Consider the following 20,252-nt stretch of genomic DNA (forward strand, 5'->3'; position numbering starts at 1 on the left):
ATTTATGCCTGAACGCTTTTCTCTCAAAGCCTCTCAACAGGGAAAGAAACTCATCAAGGAAGCCTGGAAGAGGCTAATTGTGATACATGGAACGGCGATTGTAAGTGCTTCAGATATGAATGAAATAGTTCTTAGAAAAGCAAGTAAGATTTTACAACCAGATAAAAACTGGGATAATGTTTCAGAAGACCATTATGCTGTATCATCAGCTACTTTGAGACGCTTTCGGGAAGCAAAGGAGCGTATTACTGCTTCTACTTTTAATACTTTTTGTCAAGTATTGGACTTGAACTGGGAAGATGTAGCAGAAAATGAAGCAGATGCTAATAAAGATTTGAGCGAAGCCCCTCCTCCTATTAATTTTTGTGGTCGTACCCAAGAGTTAGCTGAACTTCAGCAATGGCTTCTCCAAAAAGATTGTCGGTTAGTCTTTGTTCACGGGATGGGTGGAATTGGAAAAAGCGCCTTAGTTCGCCATTTAGTAGATAAAATTGCTGACAAATATAATCGTTTAATTTGGCTTTCTTTAGAATCAGCACCACCATTTAAAAAGATATTGAACAGACTGGTGCAATTTTTATCTAAAGGTGAAGAAGAAGAAGGCGATATTTCCCAACTCATGCAGTATTTACATCATCAAAAATGTTTAATAGTGCTGGATGCTTGGGAGGAAATTATGGACAATAATAGCGAAGATTACACAAAGTATAATGGATTTTTAGAGACAGTTGCTAAAGAATCCCACAAAAGCTGTTTATTATTACTTAGTAGAAGAAAACCTGACAATATTGCAATATTAGAAGGAAAATTTGTTTGCTGCAAAAAACCGTTACCTCTCACCAAAAAAGATGTAAAAGAATTTTTAAGTGCAGAAGGTCTGTTTGGCACAGATATTGAACTAGACAAATTTAGTGAGCGTTATAACAATCCGTGGATACTTAAGAGAATTATACAAAGTATTCATAATGTATTTAATGGTGATATATCACCATTTATAAATAATGGTGAAGTTACAACTGTTCTTGATGAATTAACCACTGGCTTTTTAAATCAGCAATTCAAAAAGCTTTCACAAGCAGAAATAAATCTGATCTATTGGGTAGGTATCAGACGCAATACAGCCTTGTGGAATCAGTTAGTACAAGATAGTAAGCAATTTATAACTTATCAGCAGTTATTTGAGACTGTAAATAATTTAATTGTCAGGCATTCTTTAATGTCTAAAAACACAGAAGAAATTTCAGTAATTTATATACTAGAACCAATTATTTTAAAATATAGTAACGAGCGATTTATCGCAGAGAATTATGCACAGATTAACCAAATATTTATAAATGGTATCATTAATGGTTATGAACTATTTATTACTCATGCTTTCATTACAGGATACCCAAAAGATGAAGAACTCAATCAGGAACAAATGAGGCGGATTGTTAAACCCATTGAAAAAATGCTATTAGCTAACTTTCATAGTCAGCAGCAACTTGAAAATCAACTTAAAAAAGTTTTGTCACTATTGGAAGATAAAGGATTGTCTCAAGGATATGCCTACCAAAATATTTCACATTTGATTTCGGCTGGCAAAGAAATCTAGCTAAGTGGCCAGGCATTACTGGCATCACCGTGGTCGGGTAGCAGGACTATATCGCTATAATCCCGCCCCCTCAGAACCGGACTTGCGCCTTGCAACGCATCCGGCTCAAGCAAGTCATAAACTACAAATTGTTCCAGAATGTATTTGCTGATGGCAGTACAGATGTACGAGTTGTAGGTTGCCGTAATTGTCACCACCACCCTGAGATTTTGGCTTTTTATGATGAAGATGTAACTCCTCATCATTTAATAGAGATTCCCCGCATACAGGACAGACATATTGTTGCTTTTGGGCTATCTTCTGCCTACTTTTGATTAATTCGGATTTAGTTTTAGCTTCTTGCCGTTTAATCCAGTAGTCCCTTAATTTGGGGTCATCGGGTGATGATTTACCTTTAATAAGAATGTGCCTTTCAATCTTGAACCAGGCAAATTTCACCATATAGGCTCCGGTTTGTTTATTACCAAATACCCATCGGTCAAATGGTCTATCAAGATTTAGATTTCCCCAGTATTTAGCCTTACGCCAGCTATCAGATTTATTTCGATGAGTGCGTTTGGCATACATTTTCTGTTTCTCATATAACCAATGGTCAAGAGAATTGAAAATTTTTGAGGCTACCCCAACTCGGAAGTAATTCGCTTGTCCCCGAATAATCGGATTGAGCTTTTTAATGACTGCATCTGCTGACTTACCTTTACAGTTAAGCCATTCAGAACGCAGTTTACTCCGAATATTTAGCACAGACTTTTTACTAGGTTTGATTAACAGCTTCCATCCAGTTTTAGTAGTTTGGTCTTTGTAGTGCCTGATATTGAAACCCAAAAAGTCAAACCCTTCTGTGAGATGCGATATTTTGGTTTTCTCCTGAGAGAGGGTAAGCCCTCTAGCTTGCATCCAGTTATTCAGGATTTGAAGAACAGTTTTTGCATCTTCAAGTGTTTCACAGAACACCACAAAATCATCGGCGAATCTCACCAAAGCTCTAGATGCACGGAGTTCTCCGTCTTTATTATATTTAACTCCCAAGGCAGATTCCATACCGTGCAAAGCTATATTTGCTAACAACGGACTGACAACAGACCCTTGCGGTGTACCAGCATCTGTTGGATGCCATGAACCTGCTTCCATATATCCTGCTAGTAGCCACTGTTTAATTAATTCACGGGCTGGAAAGCCTGCTAAAAGCTCTAACAGAAAATTATGTGATATGTTGTCAAAACACCCTTGAATGTCTGCATCTACGACCCATTTCTTCCGTTTATTCGGTCGGGCTAGGTTATAGATACTGGCAATAGCATCATGGGGGCTACGTCCTGGTCGAAAGCCGTAACTAGACCTTTCAAAAATTACTTCCCATTCGGGTTCTAAGGCATTTTTAACCATTGCCTGGATGGTACGATCTTGTATTACTGGGATTCCTAAAGGTCGTTTCTTCCCATTAGCTTTTGGGATGTAAATTCGTCGTGCTGGTGATGATTTCCAGGGAGAGTAATCAGTTAATTTATCTACTAACTGACCCCTGGCTGTAGCAGTTTTGATTACTACTTTATCTATTCCTGGAGTGTTTCGACCTCTGTTATACTGCGTTACTTTTCTAACGCTAACTAAGCGATTAGAATAGTTGCGTAGCATCAGTTTCTGGAGAGAGCGTACCTTTTTCAGATTGCCCTCAGTTTTTGCCCTAAAGATTCGCTGTCTCAAATTCCGAACAATCCGATTGGCTTTGCGCCAGTTGACACAATTCCAATTAGTCTGTCCCTTGGTTCGGTTTACAGTTGCCTGCATCTAACTTACACCTCGGTTTGAAATCATTACAACGGATATTGGTTGACTCACCTGCTTCCCGTCAGCACCTTTTCAGGTTGGACATCTGCCCTATCCACCGGGTTATGGATTTCCCTTGCCTTTCGGCTGGTGGCATTCGCTTTTGGAAGCATCCTTGACCCACTGAAGAATTCGGCTTTCCTTACGGATTGCTTACTGGGTAAATCCCAGACTTCATTGGGGTTACTACGTTACGCACGGATGAGATTTAATTGGGTAGGGTGTCCTCTCTACACCGGAGTGTTTGGTGTCCTAGTTCAACTGAAATGGGGAGTTGAACCTTGGCTGAATATTTCTGAGGTATTCAGTACATTCACTCGTATCACCGTGTCAGCCTTTTCGATGACCTTTTCTTACGATGCCTCAATAAGGATTCATTTATATTCACCCATCCAATCTTTCCTTTGCCCGGTTACATTTTTAGGCTAAATGCTTCCTTGGGCTTTACTTTCCGCTTCACACACCACCGTTACCAGTGGCGCATGGGAATGTTAGGAACAGCCTTGGACACTAGACTGGAGGAATCGGTTCCTCACTCATCTTTTGGAAGCTTTGTATATAGGGGCTTCCAACCCTTCGTGCGCCATCGTGTCGCACCCAAAACGAGAAAATTGTACGCTAAGGGTGAAAGCCTACCCGGTAAGTATCTTAGCCCCTCGTTTTTCTACAGCACCCATGAGCGGCTGTTTACCCTCAATTGATTGGTGCAGAGTATTAGTAGTACTCTGCACCATCTTCCAAGACTAATTCGAGTCAAAAGTGATAAATGCAGGTATGCCATTTGCTCAAAACAACTAATTTTTATCTAGCGTGGCAAAACTAGCTAGAGCAAAAACTTAAACGTAGTAAATTCGTTATTATTGAAAATTTTGGTTTACCTATTTACGCCTATTTCAATCATGAAAAATCTACTCTAGCAAGTTTTACCACTCTAGATTTTTATAGCGTTGAGGTTAGCATCAGTTCATTAGAGTACAATTTTCCCGTTTTGGGTGCGACACGATGGCGCACGAAGGGTTGGAAGCCCCTATATACAAAGCTTCCAAAAGATGAGTGAGGAACCGATTCCTCCAGTCTAGTGTCCAAGGCTGTTCCTAACATTCCCATGCGCCACTGGTAACGGTGGTGTGTGAAGCGGAAAGTAAAGCCCAAGGAAGCATTTAGCCTAAAAATGTAACCGGGCAAAGGAAAGATTGGATGGGTGAATATAAATGAATCCTTATTGAGGCATCGTAAGAAAAGGTCATCGAAAAGGCTGACACGGTGATACGAGTGAATGTACTGAATACCTCAGAAATATTCAGCCAAGGTTCAACTCCCCATTTCAGTTGAACTAGGACACCAAACACTCCGGTGTAGAGAGGACACCCTACCCAATTAAATCTCATCCGTGCGTAACGTAGTAACCCCAATGAAGTCTGGGATTTACCCAGTAAGCAATCCGTAAGGAAAGCCGAATTCTTCAGTGGGTCAAGGATGCTTCCAAAAGCGAATGCCACCAGCCGAAAGGCAAGGGAAATCCATAACCCGGTGGATAGGGCAGATGTCCAACCTGAAAAGGTGCTGACGGGAAGCAGGTGAGTCAACCAATATCCGTTGTAATGATTTCAAACCGAGGTGTAAGTTAGATGCAGGCAACTGTAAACCGAACCAAGGGACAGACTAATTGGAATTGTGTCAACTGGCGCAAAGCCAATCGGATTGTTCGGAATTTGAGACAGCGAATCTTTAGGGCAAAAACTGAGGGCAATCTGAAAAAGGTACGCTCTCTCCAGAAACTGATGCTACGCAACTATTCTAATCGCTTAGTTAGCGTTAGAAAAGTAACGCAGTATAACAGAGGTCGAAACACTCCAGGAATAGATAAAGTAGTAATCAAAACTGCTACAGCCAGGGGTCAGTTAGTAGATAAATTAACTGATTACTCTCCCTGGAAATCATCACCAGCACGACGAATTTACATCCCAAAAGCTAATGGGAAGAAACGACCTTTAGGAATCCCAGTAATACAAGATCGTACCATCCAGGCAATGGTTAAAAATGCCTTAGAACCCGAATGGGAAGTAATTTTTGAAAGGTCTAGTTACGGCTTTCGACCAGGACGTAGCCCCCATGATGCTATTGCCAGTATCTATAACCTAGCCCGACCGAATAAACGGAAGAAATGGGTCGTAGATGCAGACATTCAAGGGTGTTTTGACAACATATCACATAATTTTCTGTTAGAGCTTTTAGCAGGCTTTCCAGCCCGTGAATTAATTAAACAGTGGCTACTAGCAGGATATATGGAAGCAGGTTCATGGCATCCAACAGATGCTGGTACACCGCAAGGGTCTGTTGTCAGTCCGTTGTTAGCAAATATAGCTTTGCACGGTATGGAATCTGCCTTGGGAGTTAAATATAATAAAGACGGAGAACTCCGTGCATCTAGAGCTTTGGTGAGATTCGCCGATGATTTTGTGGTGTTCTGTGAAACACTTGAAGATGCAAAAACTGTTCTTCAAATCCTGAATAACTGGATGCAAGCTAGAGGGCTTACCCTCTCTCAGGAGAAAACCAAAATATCGCATCTCACAGAAGGGTTTGACTTTTTGGGTTTCAATATCAGGCACTACAAAGACCAAACTACTAAAACTGGATGGAAGCTGTTAATCAAACCTAGTAAAAAGTCTGTGCTAAATATTCGGAGTAAACTGCGTTCTGAATGGCTTAACTGTAAAGGTAAGTCAGCAGATGCAGTCATTAAAAAGCTCAATCCGATTATTCGGGGACAAGCGAATTACTTCCGAGTTGGGGTAGCCTCAAAAATTTTCAATTCTCTTGACCATTGGTTATATGAGAAACAGAAAATGTATGCCAAACGCACTCATCGAAATAAATCTGATAGCTGGCGTAAGGCTAAATACTGGGGAAATCTAAATCTTGATAGACCATTTGACCGATGGGTATTTGGTAATAAACAAACCGGAGCCTATATGGTGAAATTTGCCTGGTTCAAGATTGAAAGGCACATTCTTATTAAAGGTAAATCATCACCCGATGACCCCAAATTAAGGGACTACTGGATTAAACGGCAAGAAGCTAAAACTAAATCCGAATTAATCAAAAGTAGGCAGAAGATAGCCCAAAAGCAACAATATGTCTGTCCTGTATGCGGGGAATCTCTATTAAATGATGAGGAGTTACATCTTCATCATAAAAAGCCAAAATCTCAGGGTGGTGGTGACAATTACGGCAACCTACAACTCGTACATCTGTACTGCCATCAGCAAATACATTCTGGAACAATTTGTAGTTTATGACTTGCTTGAGCCGGATGCGTTGCAAGGCGCAAGTCCGGTTCTGAGGGGGCGGGATTATAGCGATATAGTCCTGCTACCCGACCACAGTGATGCCTAGTCCTGCTACCCGACCACGGTGATGCCCAATTCAAGATATCTCGACTTATAGGTATCTTGATACCCAGGTATCTTTTTACTTTGATATCTAAATATTTAGACAGTTAGAGTTAATATCTGTATGCTCTGCTATATCGAATTGGGGGTTTAACCCATGCGAACCTGCTCATCCATCTCCCTCTCCGGTGGACAGGGAAAAACAACCACGATCTTCTTTACCTCACTGCTGCTAGCACGACTTGGCTTACGAGTGTTGACTATCGACGCAGATCCACAAGCAAATCTGACTTTTTATTTAAATCACGAGGTAGACCCAAACCAGCCCAGCTTATTTGAAGTGCTAACAGGGCAAGTGACAACAGAAGATGGTATTTACCCTACCACCCATGAAAATCTATTTCTGATCCCGGCGGATAGGGGACTGTTTAAGGTTTCAGATTTCCTCAGTAGCAGTGGTACGGGAGCATTTATCCTCAAACTACGCCTCAAATCTGTAGCCAATATCTTTGATTATGTCCTGATTGACGTGCAACCATCGCGCTCCCAACTATGCCTAACAGCAGTGGGAACGTCTGATTATGTCATCATCCCCGTCGAAGCCAACGTTAAGGGAACCAATAGCTTAATTGATACCCTGAGCTTCTTAACAGAACAAGCCAACTTAATGGCATTTACAGGGAGAGTATTAGGGATAGTTCCTTTTCGCGATCGCTGGGTAGGAAACACCCAAACTTTAGAAGGCAGGCAAAATATTGAAGCGATGCGAGAGTTTGCTCTCGACATTCCAATTTTGCCGAGCATCCGCGAGTCGGAGAAGTTTAAGAGTGCAATCCGACAAGGCAAGTTGTTGTCAGACTTGGGGCAATCCGACCTGCAATATCCATTTGAGCAAATTATTGAGGCATTAACTCATGAGTGATGCACTAGAGCGATTGAAGCAGCGGAATCGTCCGAATGTCAAAAGTCGAGATACTTCGCTAGATTCTGGAAGTCCAGATACCTCGACATCTAGAAACCAAGAAAGTCAGATACCTGAAGTTACAGAAAATCAGGCTAATGTATCTAAACAACCGTTGCAAACAAAGCAGAGTACGCTGCGGTTGGAGCAGGGAGTAAGCTCACGCCTACAAGAGGTGTGTCGGGAGAACGGCATTTGTCGAGAGGTTCTGATTGAAGCCATGTTTGAGTATTGTGAGGCAAATCCAGAATTTCTCAGTGCAGTGTTATCAGAAGCGATAACGAAGAATGAGTACAGGCAGCAAGTGGCAAATATGCGACGGGCGAAGTCGATGATGCAAAAGTTCTCTTAGCGCATTCTTATGAATTGCCATCAAGCTTTGAGTAACAATCGATGCTGTTGGCATTAGCTTGATTTGTAATTTGTAATTTAATGGATATCAACCAACAAAAAGAACAATTTAGCATCACCTATATTAGAGCTATCGCCGCCGTAGCTGGTTATTCTTTATATAGACCAGAAGTGGATAACGACAGCGTAGACTTAGGCATAGTGAGCAGGGGCGGTACAGGTAAAATCCTTTCCCCAAGACTAGAACTACAACTAAAATGTACATCCAGAGATATTCTTGAGGAAAACTATATTAAATATCCCCTCAATCTCAAAAACTATAATGATTTAAAAATCAATGCCCTTGTTCCTCGGATTTTAGTTGTCGTTTTAGTTCCAGAAAAAATAACAGACTGGATAAAACAAACCGAAGATGAACTGTGTCTAAGACATTGTGGCTACTGGGTATCCTTGCGTGAAATGCCAGACACCGAAAATACAACCAATGTTACTATTGAAATACCCCGTAGTAATCAGTTGACACCCGTATCACTCCAAACCATCATTCAACGCATTAGTTTTGGAGATTTACCATGAAAGTTACTATTAAAGACAGTCAAATACTCAAAACTGTTAACCCTAATGTGATACAGGCACATTTGCAAGCAACAGGCTGGCATGAAACAGGGCGTATATATAATGATGCCGGGGCAATTTGGCGATTAAAAAAAGATGCCGTTCCTGAGTATGAAATCCTGCTACCTCTCCAACATAGTTTAGGAGATTATGCCGAAAGAATCAGCGATATATTAAAAACATTAGAAGTGGTAGAAAATCGTGACCAAGTTGAAATATTAAGTGAATTTATTACCAACTATCCCAACTTCACCATGCAAGGTGTAGTCATGCAAATTGCCACTCCTCAAATTGATAAACTGAGTGGAGAAATTACTTTACTAGGTGAAGTTTTTGATAAATTACGAGAAATCAAAACCGAACTAGCAGACCATGATTATATCTTAGCCATTAAAGCCTATCAGGAACGTTTACCAATTCGCTGCACAGGTGATTTAGTAAAAGTTGATAATCATTTTCTACTCGAAAATCCCCATAATTTGCTTCTTAATAATATCTAAATCCGGCTGGTCAAGATTTTTAGGTTTTTTCTAGATAAGTTCTGATATTGAATCGCTCATCTGCTTTTGCAAGCGCTGGCGGTTATCATCATATTTCAAAACCGTCTGCACTTGGGCGTGCCTGCTAAAGCGCTGGGTAGCACGGTAATTGCCATTATTTAGATCCAATACTGTAGTAATCGCACTGTGGCGGACACGATGCGGTGACATCTTCTTAGTAATTCCGGCTTGCTTGCAAAGCCCATCTACCAATCGCCTGATTGCCTCCCCGGTTAATCTCGCTCCATTCTTGTGGTATGCCAGCACGGTGAAAAGCGGTTCATTACCCCGTTTTTTCTTACTTGCCTTAATCCAATCAGCGATCGCCGTTGCCGTTTTATCCGATAGGTCAAGCACTTCCTTCTGGCTACCCTTGCCCTTACCCAGAATAAAAAGCGTTTTATCCTTGGGGTTAAAATCACTCACATTCAAATTGACTATCTCCTGACGACGCAAGCCATTATCCCAAAGTAACCGCATAATGGCATAATCGCGCTTGCCCTTAAGGGTATTGCGGTCAACCAACGCTATAACTAAAGCATAGTCTTCGGCTGGAATGCCCATTGTGTCACGGTAGGTTTCGACCTTCTCACCTTTGACATCATCCAGGGAGAAATTGCAGACTCCCAGCCGTCGCCCCATCTCAACCATTGACTTGATAGCACTAAGGCGACGATTCACCGTAGCTTCAGCCAGCTTTTTCTTAATGAGGTGTGCCTTGTACTTGAGAACCACCGCGACAGCATGACGTTGTTCCAGGTGTAGAAACTCTAGAACCAAATCCCGACTGGGTTCTTTCTTGGCAATGAACAAGAAGAAATCTTTCAGGTCTTTTTGGTATTCGCGCTTGGTGTTCAGAGATCGTTTATCGCCAATCAACTGCTGGATAACATCGGGGTCATTCTCTAGAGAAAAGTCCTCCCCGATCGCTAACGCCAGCGAGTTTTCTAAAACACTAAGATTTTCCGGGTGGATCGGTGTCATTGGTTAGTCAGCAGCACAGGGGCAGCGTCAGTTTAATGCTATTTCAACATCTTAGTTGTTAAGGGCGTGTTTATTACGCTAAGTAGTGCGAAAACGTGTATTGTCGCACTATCTCGCAGTAAGGCTGGGGGAGGAGGTTGGGGAGTTATTGTCAGTTGATTGACAATTTTTCTGGGTGATGAAGAGAAATTAAATTAGATGAAAGTGTAAGGGCTGACGATTTGACTAAGTAATAATGCTGTATGAATCTGGAGATTGCGGTTTTGGCCTAAGCTCACTCAGGAGAGTCCCGTCCAGGTAGTAAAGCGATCTCGCCACCGTAGATGGGCGGTTACGCCATCGCTCTTTGTGGGGCATTGATATCAATCGTGATATCATTCCTTGCCTATGCAGTCAAATGTTACCGCACAGGGTCAGACATTCGGCAATTACGGCGGCGCTTGATGCTACTGATGGCAATATCAGAAAGGTGCAGAAGTTGAGCCGTCATGCTGACCCCAGAACGTTGATGATTTATGACGATAATCGGAATAAAGACCTGTGGGAATCGCCCACAAGTCGTTTAAAGGTAGTAATACGACATCGGGATAAAACATCCTCACAGTAAAGATTAGGGCTGTACTACATCCCTGAAATAACACCCCGTTTGTTGGAGTATTGTAAATTTTACACTTTAGGGACTTTTTAACGTTAAATACGTTTGAATATTCTCAACTCTTTGTCCTTTATCTTTTTGACATTTATACAACTCCTCATAGAATTTAATATCTACTTCCCGCCAACTTATCCAACCCATATTTGAATATTGATTATCTGTAAAACTATAAGTAACTAACTTAGGAATGTTGTTGATTGAAATTATACTAAAATCGTCTTTTTGAGTAACTATATTATTAATATTATCTTGATATTTCATAATCTGAAATGGAGATTGATTTATCAATACTAATTTACTTTCATCATCGAGGGAGTCATAAAATTTTCTGAATTCATCTTGTTTATTTTCAATCAAATATCTTTCATTTATAGGAGTTTGAAAGAAATTTTTAAATTGATTATTTTCAACTAATTTTTTGAGAAAAAATAGCGTACAAATCGCCTTAACCTGACCTTGTTTATATAACTCAGCTAGAGTTTTAACTTCCGAAAAAACAATCTTTCCTTGTTTTAAATATAAACTGTTATTTATTACTTGTTTGAGGCTATCTATTCCTGTAATATATGAAGGAATATTCTGCCGTCTACTATAATTAGTATCTAAAATTGCTACGAATTCTTTCTCATCGCTTATAAGTAATTGTTCATGTAATTGCTCTTTAATAACATCTAAGTATTCTTGATAATTTTTTTCCCAATATATTGATTTTATATCTAATCCATTTTCAATACTAGCGCTATTATTTGTATCCCACTTAACTACAAAAAAACCAATTTTTTGAATGTTATTTGCTTGAGATTCTATTACAACTCTCCAAGTTTCAATACATCTATATTGAGGCTTATTTTCACTCATATTAAGATTATAAACACTAACAAATTCATAACTATAAGTTGCTTCTTTTTGTGCTGTAAGAGTTTGACTATTAAGAATGCCTGCCTGTATATTTTGTATGTTAAACGACCATTTAGCTTCCATTGATTGTTCACTTTTATTTATTTCTTTAGTTTCTCCTTGAATAGTAAATTTTATTTCTCCTTCATCTTTGCTTGCATAATGCCTAGTTTCTCGTTGTAACTTAATTTTTACCAAATTATTGCTATGATAATTAAATGTTTTTAAGATAAAGTTTTTGCCAAATAATTCATATATACTAAATATTGGTAGGGATATAATCAAACTGCTAAACAATAAATATATCCAAATATCTTTTAAATCTAATCTGGACTGTATGGATTGTAGCCCATTTAAATTTTGTTCTTTTGAAAGAGTACTAATCTTATCAAGGAATAAATCCACACATAAAATATATTTTCCTTTTGAAGGAATATTCAAATCATACCATAGGGTTCTAATTGCGTTAGGATATTTATCATTTACATCTACATAAACTTTTGTAAGTCCAGTATTACCATACTTACTGTTTTTTACATAATTTGAACTATATTTATTGTTATTGTCATTTGGTAAAGTTGCTCTAAACCAAGGTCTGGTTTTATAATTTATTGAGTCATATTTTTTATTATTTGATGGATAAGACATTACAACACCATTTTCTTCTTTAAAAACATAAATATTTTCAACTCTTAAATATGGAACTTGTTTCAAGTAGTCATCACTACCTGTTAAATATACCATCAACACGTTACTAAACTTATTAAAGTTGTCTGTATCTATATCATTAGTTTTGAATTTTCCAGATAGTTCTGTTGTTATTTGATAAGTAAAAAGCAGAAAAGTTTCATCGTTAATACTATTCTTGATTACTTGTTCTCTATTTTGATTATTCAAATTATTAAAGTCAATTAAACGAGTATAATCATAAGACACAACGGAATTAGAACCTGTTTTTTCTATTTCCCATTTTATAGGTTTTCCTTTTATAATTGCATCAGGACTTATTTTATCACTTGTATTCGTTATCACTTCTTCGCTAATTTCACTTTGCAGAATTTTATCAACATCCTTTTCTAATTGACTTTGTATTTTTTCTACAACAGATTGTAGATTATTTCCATCTTTTATTTCATTATCTGAATGTTCATACCATAAAGTTAGTACTTTGTATTCTTCTATTTCCTTATAATATTTAGAAATAACTTCAGCACTTATCATAACCATAAGTGATGCTATAAAAAACGGTAAAAATGAGAGTGTTTTAGATACTATTTTTGTTAATTTAAACATCATTGACAACCTTGTATTTTACTTTTAACGGATTCAAAAATGTTGCTAAGGCAACAGCATATTGTATCTAATGATTTGATACTACTTTACCAGGGATAGTGTTAAACATTTTAGTCGCTAATAATAAAACCCCCGGTGATTCACCGAGAGCATTCTGTCTACTGTCTGAATTCTGTCTTGCTGTCTGTCTGGTCTGCCCCTTGCTGCATAAGGATTCTGTCTAATTCTGTCCGTTCTGTCCATCTCTCTAATTTGGGCTGATTTCGATGGTCGTAGCATCTAGCCAGACGGACAGACTCGCCTCTACCAACTCATTAAACAGTCGCTTCAATTCCTCCGAACTGAACCGTTGACCCTTGACTTTAAAGTTGGGCTGTATCTCCTGTATAACTACCGATGTTCTCCCGGTGCGCTCTTCGGTATTGCAGCAACGATTGGGCTAGTTAGGGATATAGAGATTTTGTACAAAAATAAACCCCAGCAATCCCCGACTTAATCCTTCCGTCTCCTCACCAATACATCATTCATTCACAATTAAGTTATAGTCTATATAACCAAGCATTGCCCCTCTTTTTATCGCCTCATAACTGTTCTTGACGTGCCATTTACTGTACAAATCACTGGCGTAATGTTTGACTGTACTAACAGAGAGAAACATTTCTTTGGCAATCTGTTTAAAAACTAAACCCTGAGCCAGTAAACGCAGGACTTGTATTTGTCGTTCGGTGGGAGAGTCAAGCAAGTTTTTGTCAGCAAAACTAGGGTCAATATATCTATTTTTATCAAGGTTTTTTAACAGTTTTTTAGCCAGCTTCGGGTCAAGTAGGCATTCATCAGAGTAAGCTCTCTTGATGGCTAGTTCAATCAATTCTACATCAGCACTTTTGAGCATATAAGAATCAGCCCCATGACGGAAAGCAGAGTTAATAAAATCTGAATGAGTCTGATTAGTAAATATCACTACTTTACTATTAGTATCCCTTTTAATTGAACGAGTAAGTTCTAAACCACTCATATCGGGTAAGAGTAAATCAACTAACACAACATCAGGGTTGGTTTGTTCAATTAACTGAAACCCTATCTTCCCGCAAGTCGCATCACCTGTAACTTCTATATCTGGAGATTGTTCAATAGCACCTTTGATGCCCAAGAGCGTGAATGTTTCTGGTTCAATAATTACTATTTTCAGCATAATATTGATAATCCTCTAATAATAAATGGCTGTTTATTGGCGGACTTATTATTGGTGCTTCTGCCGTGGGTGTCCGTGCTGCCGTAGCCATGCCGTAGGCTACGACTTATACAGGGCAGGGATTGCCGTGATTGTGCCGTATGCCGTGGACACCGAGAAAAGCAAGTTTTACATACCTTCTGATCACCACGGCATCACGGCAGGACTTTCACCAATCAGGTAGGGAGTAGCTATCATTGCCGTCAGAATTTACCTGATCAGTCTTAACTAATTCAGCTAATCCATCAATTAATTCTTGCTCTGAATAACCAGATAACCTGTCTGCTTTCTTCAAATCGCGTAATGTTTTTGGCGTTTGATTCTTGACATTCTGGAAGTATTCATAAATCTTTTTAGCCACCTCAGATAATGGTTTGGGATGTATCTGGTGAGTCGGACTTAAATTAAATTCCAGGTCAAATACTCTATCTAGATATTCCTGCTCTGAAGCAATTGACTTGGCTTGATTAGATAATTGAGGCATTAAGGCAACTACAAAGCCCCCAACAGAAGCAATCATCACTGGGCGTAAGTTTTGATAGGAGACTGCTTTGACTGACAGATATTTAGATTTAATTTGCTCCCGTTCTTGCTTACCTGGAATAATGTCACCTCTATTTAAAATCAGTTCCAGCACCCCATAAGATTCTTGTTCCCTTCCATTCTTGATATACCTGTTACCTAACAACAATAAATTGAGACACATTCTCGTTTGAGCATCCATCTTTTCAATGCCCAAAGCCGCCAAATTAAAAGACTGTAGGGAAGCAATAAACTTAGTATTAAACTCTCGACCAATCAGCAGAATATCAAGCAATTTACTCCCATAATTCCAATTAGAGTAAAGCTTGCTTAATGAGTCAGAAATTACTAGCCAATCATCCAGAATTAGAATCAATGGCGGTAACGATTCACGCTTTGATTCTGGTAGCTGTTTACGCTTTTTGTAGTCGGTGTAAAAGTTGTCAATTACCTCTTTGGCTAGGTCTGGGTTTTCCCCGTCAAAAACAATTACTCTCTCCTTCTCGCGTAAACCGCAAAAACTATCATTCTTAGCACTAATTACCCAAATATCCGCGTTGGGGGAATCTGCAAGGATTTTCTGAATTAAGTAATTGAGGGTAACTGATTTACCGCTTCCTGGTGCGGCGACTAAAGCAGTGGAACTATCTGCTCTGGCTAAGGCTTGCAAAGTATTCAGGGCAAGAGATTCTGATGGGTGAAGGCTACCATTCGTATTTTGTTGTAATGTCTGCTGTTCTTCCCCAGTAACTTTATCGTCACCCCTGGCGATATCCTGCATTGATTGCCCTGGTAATGCCCCGGCGGGTTGTCCAGTTGCCTGTTGCAGTTGCACCCGTGCTTCGGCTTCTGCCCTCAAACGTACTTGCTCCTGAAAGATAGCTAACTCTTGCGGTGTCATTTTTGACAACTGCGCTTCTCTTACCCGTCTATTCTCCGTCCATTGGTGGAATTCGTAATCTAGTTGGGCGCTATATGCTTCCTTATGGAGCCTTAACCCTGACCAAAGTTTAGAAATTAGCCAGTTGCTACGAATTTCTTCCCTAACTGAAGGCATTAGTTGAACTAATCGCCATTCCCTAGCTTTGGATAACCCATAGGCTCCTCCTAGAAAAAACACTGAAGCTAATCCCCACAAAGCCTTATCAGGGTTACTTGGGGGGATTATTCTTAATCTAGTTGCCTTAGTTGGCAGAAAGCTATCACGTTGAAACTCTGGGTTAGCTGGTGTGTAAGCTTCAGCATAAAACTCAGCTTCAGGCATTATGTAACGCTTGTTGGGAGTGCAGTACCTTTGACGGTTAACCGGATTTTTTAGTGTTTCGGGGATGAAGCAATATTCAATTAAACTAATCTGAGTTCCTGTAAATGACTTTGCCCCACAAATTAACCCGATGGCCGCCAGCACCCCCACAGTAATATTGTTGGCTGTTCCTGATCGTAAATAATCCTCAAACTGCTTACGTTTCATTGGTTTGTTCCCCTGACGATTGCTGCAATCACCAACAACACAAAAGCACCTACCCCAATCAAGCCCCAAGGTATTTCACTCTTTGGAGTTGGCTTAACCTCATAGGTTTTAACCTCCTGATAGAACCGTGTCTTACCTGTATTAGTTGCTTCTGACACTGCCCTATATTCATCAAAGGCAATCCACAACGAAGCCCCTACACTTGCGGTTTGGGCGGTCGCTACCAAAAAATCTTTGTCAATGTGGATTTGTCCTGAGTAGTGAAGCTTGGTCAGGGTATTGGCGAAGAATAGCCCCAGTACAATGCTGCCCAATGTGCCAGAAGCTATTGCCCCAATTCCAAGAGTTGTGAGTAGGCTGACTCCAGCATTGGCGGTGAACACTCCCAAGAATGTAGCCAGTGCTTTGTTTAGCAGTTGTTTGTTACTGAAGACATCACGAATGGATTGCTCTAACCGTTCGCCGTCTTCGCTCTCCGGGGTCGGTTTTTCTGAAGTAGTTTCACCCCACATTAACGGTGTGGACTGTTCACTGGTGTTTTGGAACTGTGATAATAGGGAATCAATTTCATTCATGTTTACCTCGCGTGGGTGAAACAGAAAAAGCCAGAGTTTTCCGTCACTGCTGGCTTTTAGCTAACTATGGTTAGATGCCCATGAAGTTGCGGAACCACTGCCCTACTCGGCTAATCCCAGCAGTGCGCGAGTAATTAGGCTTTGGTATGCGGTCGGTTTTCGCTTCACTGCCATTAGTCCACAGTGCGCTAGTTACGGCGTTTTCATAAGCGCGATCTGCTGTGTCTTGGGCTTCTGGCACTTTGTTAGAAGCTTTGATTAAATCAGCCTCATATTTTGCGATCGCCATAAGGTCTGCTGTGGCCCCAGATATCTGAATCAAGGATGAGCGTTGGGCGTGACGGGTGGCCTCCGCAGTGGTGGCGTTGACGTGTTCGGCTTGCATCTCGGATATCTCATTTTTGAAACGCTGCTCTCCTGTCTTACTAGTGTTGATAGCTTTCAGGGTTTGCGTTCCGTGTTTTTGGGTCAATTGCACCAGTTCGGCATAGGCTTGGTTTACATCCCCAGTTGTTTCAATGATTTTCCGATATGCCTCCAAAGCTTTAGGCAGATTAGCCTTAGCTGTGTCAGACAGTCGCGCCATGTCTGCAATTTTGGTGATTACCGTTTGGTCGCCAAGGAGGGCTTTGTTGAACTCCGATGCCGACACATCAAACAGTCTCCCCATTGCTCCTAACGTACCGGGGGCATTGTTGGGAATATGGTTTTTGAGTTTTGCTGCTCCAAAATTACGTGCCATTTTATCTCCTAATAAGGGATGTAGTCATAGTCGATATTGCTGGATGATTGGGGCAACTTATCCCAGTAACCCATCTCTTCAAATCGGCTATAAATTCTCGTTGCTAATTGCCTTACGGGGTCGTCAAAATCATCAGAAATTAAATCAAATCTGTTGCAGCCAAATGCCAATATATTTGCAATATCAGGGTCAATACCATTACCCAAGAATTGACCAAATGCAGCAGAGTATGGATGGTCATCAATGGTTTCATGAGTTGCTAAGAATTCGGTTCCGGTGAGGGGTAAGTAAAGGCTGCAAAGAAAACTATTTATTTCGCGCTTCGTAGCTGTTGGGTTAAGAGCCTTAAATTGCTGGAGTTTCAAAGCATTATCAGTGAAAGAACAGCGTCCCCAATCATTGGGATTTCTATAATCGAGTGCCATTTGTTAAAATCCTTTTGTACTTTCGTTTTTGCGTATCGAGATACGTCCCGGAGTGAGGCGATTGCAATGATTGGTCGTCGGTGCAATCGCTTCATCATTAGTTCTCACAAAACTCAACAAGTTCAAAAACCTCCCTCTGCACTTGGTTTTGGCTTAATTCTTTGCGCTTGCCCTTGGAGTCATTGAATATGAAAGGGGCATTGACTCCACAATTAGAGCGATGGCTGTAGCGCAGTTGTTGACCACGAAATTCATACAAATGGTTACGCACTAAGGTTGTCGTTTCTAACATAAGTTCCTCAAACTTGGGAATAAAACTCGATATTTAGGATTGCTTCGTGAATCTCCATCAAGGCTTGGACTGCATCGCCCATCTTTAAGTCATTCGATGTACTGAACCTTTCGGACGCTTCAATTTGCTGGTAATTGGGAGATGCTTGCACAAACCTAAGAATCTGTTCGCAACCAAGGATGATGGTCATGATTTCGGTAGTTGTTAGCGATGGTTGTGTTTGCACAGTGTCTTGGTCGCTCATGACTTCCTTCCTTTTCTTTGAGTTTTCATCGGTGTGGGTTGGGGTTCTGGCTGATTACTTGGGGATTGTGGCTGGTTCGGCTTTTGAAGTACATAGCTGATTGCACCTCCACCCCCAACAGCTGCGGCGATGGTGAACATATTGTTTCTGCCAAAGTACTGCACTCCGAAATAGCCAAGGGCTAACGCTGCTGCTGTTGCACCAATGCCTAAAAGCGTGTTTCTAAATCTGGATTTGGTCATGCTGCCCCCTTGAAATTAGTGACCATTGCGCTAAGTGCCGATTTATTGGGCTGTGTAGATTGCGGTGTTTCAACTTTGGGCGATGGTTGGACATTACCGTGTTGAAAAATCAGCTTCTCTACACCTGCTGATAATGCTTGTGTTGGTGCATCTTGAGGTAAATCAAACATCTTGCACAATTCAATTACTGCTAGGTAGGAGATGGTTATACGCCGAGATTCGTAATTCATTGATCAGGCTCCCAAAGATATTTGAGTTAATAGTTTCAACCCCAAGGCATTGATAAATTGGGGATTATTCAAAATTACAAAGCCTAAACCGGCTAAGTTTTGATCCACCACGGGCAAGGAAACACCACCACCCCAGGCGACAAGGTATTTAGCGCGGTCTAGATAATTGCCAGCAGTCACAAAGTTGGCGAATTTCTCAATCCTGTTACTCCACCACTGATCTAGACATTGGCTGTACTCGGTTTCAAACTTCTTGCCCGTGAGGTGGTTGCCGCCATAAGTAAAAGTCCCTTCTACAATTCCCTGGTTCACCAAGCTGGGTGAGTGCTTCACATCCTTGGACAGCAGGCTCACTCTGTCGTTTCGCTTGTCGAGAGATTCTGCAATCATCGAATGCAGTTCACCCGCTCCACCTTCAATCAAGTGACGGTCAATCACTGCGCCACTGCCGTTGAACACGGTTACAAGCCAAGTTGATGAACCGATATCGAGTGCAATCGCTAATTCTGAGGGGTCAAGTACCAGGGACGCTTCACCGAATAAACAATGGGCAATGCTTCCAAATCCTTCTGGGTAAATGCCAGTAACAACGATGTCAACTGTCTTGGTGACAATGGAACGAGTTACAGGGTGCAGATGTTCAAAGGTGTGAGTCCCTTCGACTCGGCGTTTAATCTCTTGGCCCCAGCGTTCTGGGTTGTGATTGCTCAAACTAATTTCTAGCTTGACCCCATCGGGAATATTCAAAACTGCTAAGTCTGCAAGAATGCTTTCTAGTGCCAATTCTGCCTTTTTCGCTTTATCTTCGTGTAACAGGGTGTGGTCACTTTGAGCTAGAGCCGCACTGCCCCAGAAAAATTGAACGTCTTTTAAGTCAAGCCGCGTTCCTTCTACATACCGCACCCAGCAGCCATCTTTAGAAATGGTTTCGTGGTGCATGATGTTGCGGTTGCGAACAAGTGAGTATGCGGCTGGCATCATGATGGAAAAATCACCGATGATTGCCTTGCCATACCCTGCTCCTGAGTCTTTTCCGGCGATAAGGTCAGTTAGCCCGGATTTGGCTAACAAGTCAGCTTGAACTAGCCAATTTTTGGCATTGGAATATATAGCTGTCATGGTTCAGATGATTGTTAAAGTCTTGTTTTTCTGGCTTGGCGTTGATTT

The 20,252-nt window shown here is 40.7% G+C and carries 21 protein-coding genes and 1 pseudogene; 8 read left to right on the top strand and 14 right to left on the bottom strand.

What is annotated here, in order from left to right; all coding sequences use genetic code 11:
• Positions 1–4: 4 nt before the first annotated feature.
• Positions 5–1,594, top strand: a complete 1,590-nt coding sequence (locus ACFFRD_RS02905; RefSeq protein ID WP_392476372.1) for an NB-ARC domain-containing protein — start codon at positions 5–7, stop codon at positions 1,592–1,594.
• Between the two features lie 114 nt (positions 1,595–1,708).
• On the opposite strand, the gene ltrA (ACFFRD_RS02910) is transcribed toward ACFFRD_RS02905, so the two are convergent.
• Positions 1,709–3,382, bottom strand: coding sequence for a group II intron reverse transcriptase/maturase (gene ltrA, locus ACFFRD_RS02910; RefSeq protein ID WP_392476273.1), 1,674 nt, complete (start codon positions 3,380–3,382; stop codon positions 1,709–1,711).
• 42 nt (positions 3,383–3,424) lie between these two features.
• Between ltrA (ACFFRD_RS02910) and ACFFRD_RS02915 the strand changes: the two genes are divergently transcribed.
• Positions 3,425–3,850 carry a hypothetical protein gene (locus ACFFRD_RS02915; protein ID WP_146110980.1) on the top strand — a complete coding sequence of 142 codons (426 nt, stop codon included), beginning with the start codon at positions 3,425–3,427 and terminating at the stop codon, positions 3,848–3,850.
• Between the two features lie 731 nt (positions 3,851–4,581).
• On the opposite strand, the gene ACFFRD_RS02920 is transcribed toward ACFFRD_RS02915, so the two are convergent.
• Positions 4,582–5,007 carry a hypothetical protein gene (locus ACFFRD_RS02920; RefSeq protein WP_146110980.1) on the bottom strand — a complete coding sequence of 142 codons (426 nt, stop codon included), beginning with the start codon at positions 5,005–5,007 and terminating at the stop codon, positions 4,582–4,584.
• A 42-nt stretch (positions 5,008–5,049) separates the two neighbouring features.
• On the opposite strand from ACFFRD_RS02920, the gene ltrA (ACFFRD_RS02925) reads away from it, so the two are divergent.
• The 5 genes from ltrA (ACFFRD_RS02925) (at position 5,050) to ACFFRD_RS02945 (ending at position 9,243) form a co-directional block, all read left to right on the top strand.
• A complete protein-coding gene (gene ltrA / locus ACFFRD_RS02925; RefSeq protein ID WP_392476273.1) occupies positions 5,050–6,723 on the top strand; it encodes a group II intron reverse transcriptase/maturase in 1,674 nt (557 codons plus the stop codon).
• Positions 6,724–6,973: 250 nt separating this feature from the next.
• A complete protein-coding gene (locus ACFFRD_RS02930) occupies positions 6,974–7,738 on the top strand; it encodes a ParA family protein (RefSeq protein ID WP_012413354.1) in 765 nt (254 codons plus the stop codon).
• A complete protein-coding gene (locus ACFFRD_RS02935) occupies positions 7,731–8,129 on the top strand; it encodes a hypothetical protein (protein WP_392476326.1) in 399 nt (132 codons plus the stop codon). Before ACFFRD_RS02930 ends, ACFFRD_RS02935 begins: the two co-directional genes overlap by 8 nt.
• Before the next feature lie 80 nt (positions 8,130–8,209).
• Complete coding sequence (locus ACFFRD_RS02940) at positions 8,210–8,704, top strand: DUF4365 domain-containing protein (RefSeq protein ID WP_392476327.1); 495 nt, start codon at positions 8,210–8,212, stop codon at positions 8,702–8,704.
• Positions 8,701–9,243, top strand: a complete 543-nt coding sequence (locus ACFFRD_RS02945) for a hypothetical protein (RefSeq protein WP_392476328.1) — start codon at positions 8,701–8,703, stop codon at positions 9,241–9,243. The genes ACFFRD_RS02940 and ACFFRD_RS02945 overlap by 4 nt, the downstream gene beginning before the upstream one ends.
• A 30-nt stretch (positions 9,244–9,273) precedes the next feature.
• On the opposite strand, the gene ACFFRD_RS02950 is transcribed toward ACFFRD_RS02945, so the two are convergent.
• A complete protein-coding gene (locus ACFFRD_RS02950; RefSeq protein ID WP_392476329.1) occupies positions 9,274–10,266 on the bottom strand; it encodes a tyrosine-type recombinase/integrase in 993 nt (330 codons plus the stop codon).
• A 397-nt stretch (positions 10,267–10,663) separates the two neighbouring features.
• Here ACFFRD_RS02950 and ACFFRD_RS02955 point away from each other — a divergent pair.
• A pseudogene (locus ACFFRD_RS02955) lies at positions 10,664–10,873 on the top strand (hypothetical protein); the annotation flags it as partial.
• 66 nt (positions 10,874–10,939) lie between these two features.
• Here the strand turns inward: ACFFRD_RS02955 and ACFFRD_RS02960 are convergent.
• The 11 genes from ACFFRD_RS02960 to ACFFRD_RS03010 all read right to left on the bottom strand — a co-directional run bounded on the left by ACFFRD_RS02960 (position 10,940) and on the right by ACFFRD_RS03010 (position 20,204).
• Positions 10,940–13,114: a hypothetical protein gene (locus tag ACFFRD_RS02960; RefSeq protein ID WP_392476330.1), complete on the bottom strand. Its 2,175-nt coding sequence runs from the start codon at positions 13,112–13,114 to the stop codon at positions 10,940–10,942.
• 517 nt (positions 13,115–13,631) lie between these two features.
• The gene (locus ACFFRD_RS02965; RefSeq protein WP_392476331.1) at positions 13,632–14,303 is read right to left on the bottom strand and encodes a response regulator; all 672 of its coding nucleotides are present in this window, start codon (positions 14,301–14,303) and stop codon (positions 13,632–13,634) included.
• 208 nt (positions 14,304–14,511) lie between these two features.
• Positions 14,512–16,335 (bottom strand): hypothetical protein, encoded by a 1,824-nt coding sequence (locus ACFFRD_RS02970; RefSeq protein WP_392476332.1) that lies wholly within the window; start codon positions 16,333–16,335, stop codon positions 14,512–14,514.
• Positions 16,332–16,910, bottom strand: coding sequence for a hypothetical protein (locus ACFFRD_RS02975; RefSeq protein ID WP_392476333.1), 579 nt, complete (start codon positions 16,908–16,910; stop codon positions 16,332–16,334). Before ACFFRD_RS02975 ends, ACFFRD_RS02970 begins: the two co-directional genes overlap by 4 nt.
• A 70-nt stretch (positions 16,911–16,980) precedes the next feature.
• A complete protein-coding gene (locus ACFFRD_RS02980; RefSeq protein ID WP_392476334.1) occupies positions 16,981–17,652 on the bottom strand; it encodes a hypothetical protein in 672 nt (223 codons plus the stop codon).
• Between the two features lie 8 nt (positions 17,653–17,660).
• Positions 17,661–18,077: a hypothetical protein gene (locus ACFFRD_RS02985; protein WP_392476335.1), complete on the bottom strand. Its 417-nt coding sequence runs from the start codon at positions 18,075–18,077 to the stop codon at positions 17,661–17,663.
• Positions 18,078–18,174: 97 nt separating this feature from the next.
• A complete protein-coding gene (locus ACFFRD_RS02990) occupies positions 18,175–18,369 on the bottom strand; it encodes a hypothetical protein (RefSeq protein WP_392476336.1) in 195 nt (64 codons plus the stop codon).
• 7 nt (positions 18,370–18,376) lie between these two features.
• On the bottom strand, positions 18,377–18,613 hold the full coding sequence (locus ACFFRD_RS02995; RefSeq protein ID WP_196516386.1) for a hypothetical protein: 237 nt from the start codon (positions 18,611–18,613) through the stop codon (positions 18,377–18,379).
• Positions 18,610–18,855, bottom strand: coding sequence for a hypothetical protein (locus ACFFRD_RS03000; RefSeq protein WP_392476337.1), 246 nt, complete (start codon positions 18,853–18,855; stop codon positions 18,610–18,612). Before ACFFRD_RS03000 ends, ACFFRD_RS02995 begins: the two co-directional genes overlap by 4 nt.
• Positions 18,852–19,085 carry a hypothetical protein gene (locus tag ACFFRD_RS03005; RefSeq protein ID WP_392476338.1) on the bottom strand — a complete coding sequence of 78 codons (234 nt, stop codon included), beginning with the start codon at positions 19,083–19,085 and terminating at the stop codon, positions 18,852–18,854. The genes ACFFRD_RS03000 and ACFFRD_RS03005 overlap by 4 nt, the downstream gene beginning before the upstream one ends.
• 3 nt (positions 19,086–19,088) lie before the next feature.
• Entirely contained in the window at positions 19,089–20,204 is a 1,116-nt protein-coding gene (locus ACFFRD_RS03010; protein ID WP_392476339.1) for a ParM/StbA family protein, read from the bottom strand.
• Positions 20,205–20,252: the final 48 nt, after the last annotated feature.

The sequence above is a fragment of the Nostoc sp. C110 genome, from assembly GCF_043099725.1.
Taxonomy (GTDB): domain Bacteria; phylum Cyanobacteriota; class Cyanobacteriia; order Cyanobacteriales; family Nostocaceae; genus Nostoc; species Nostoc muscorum_A.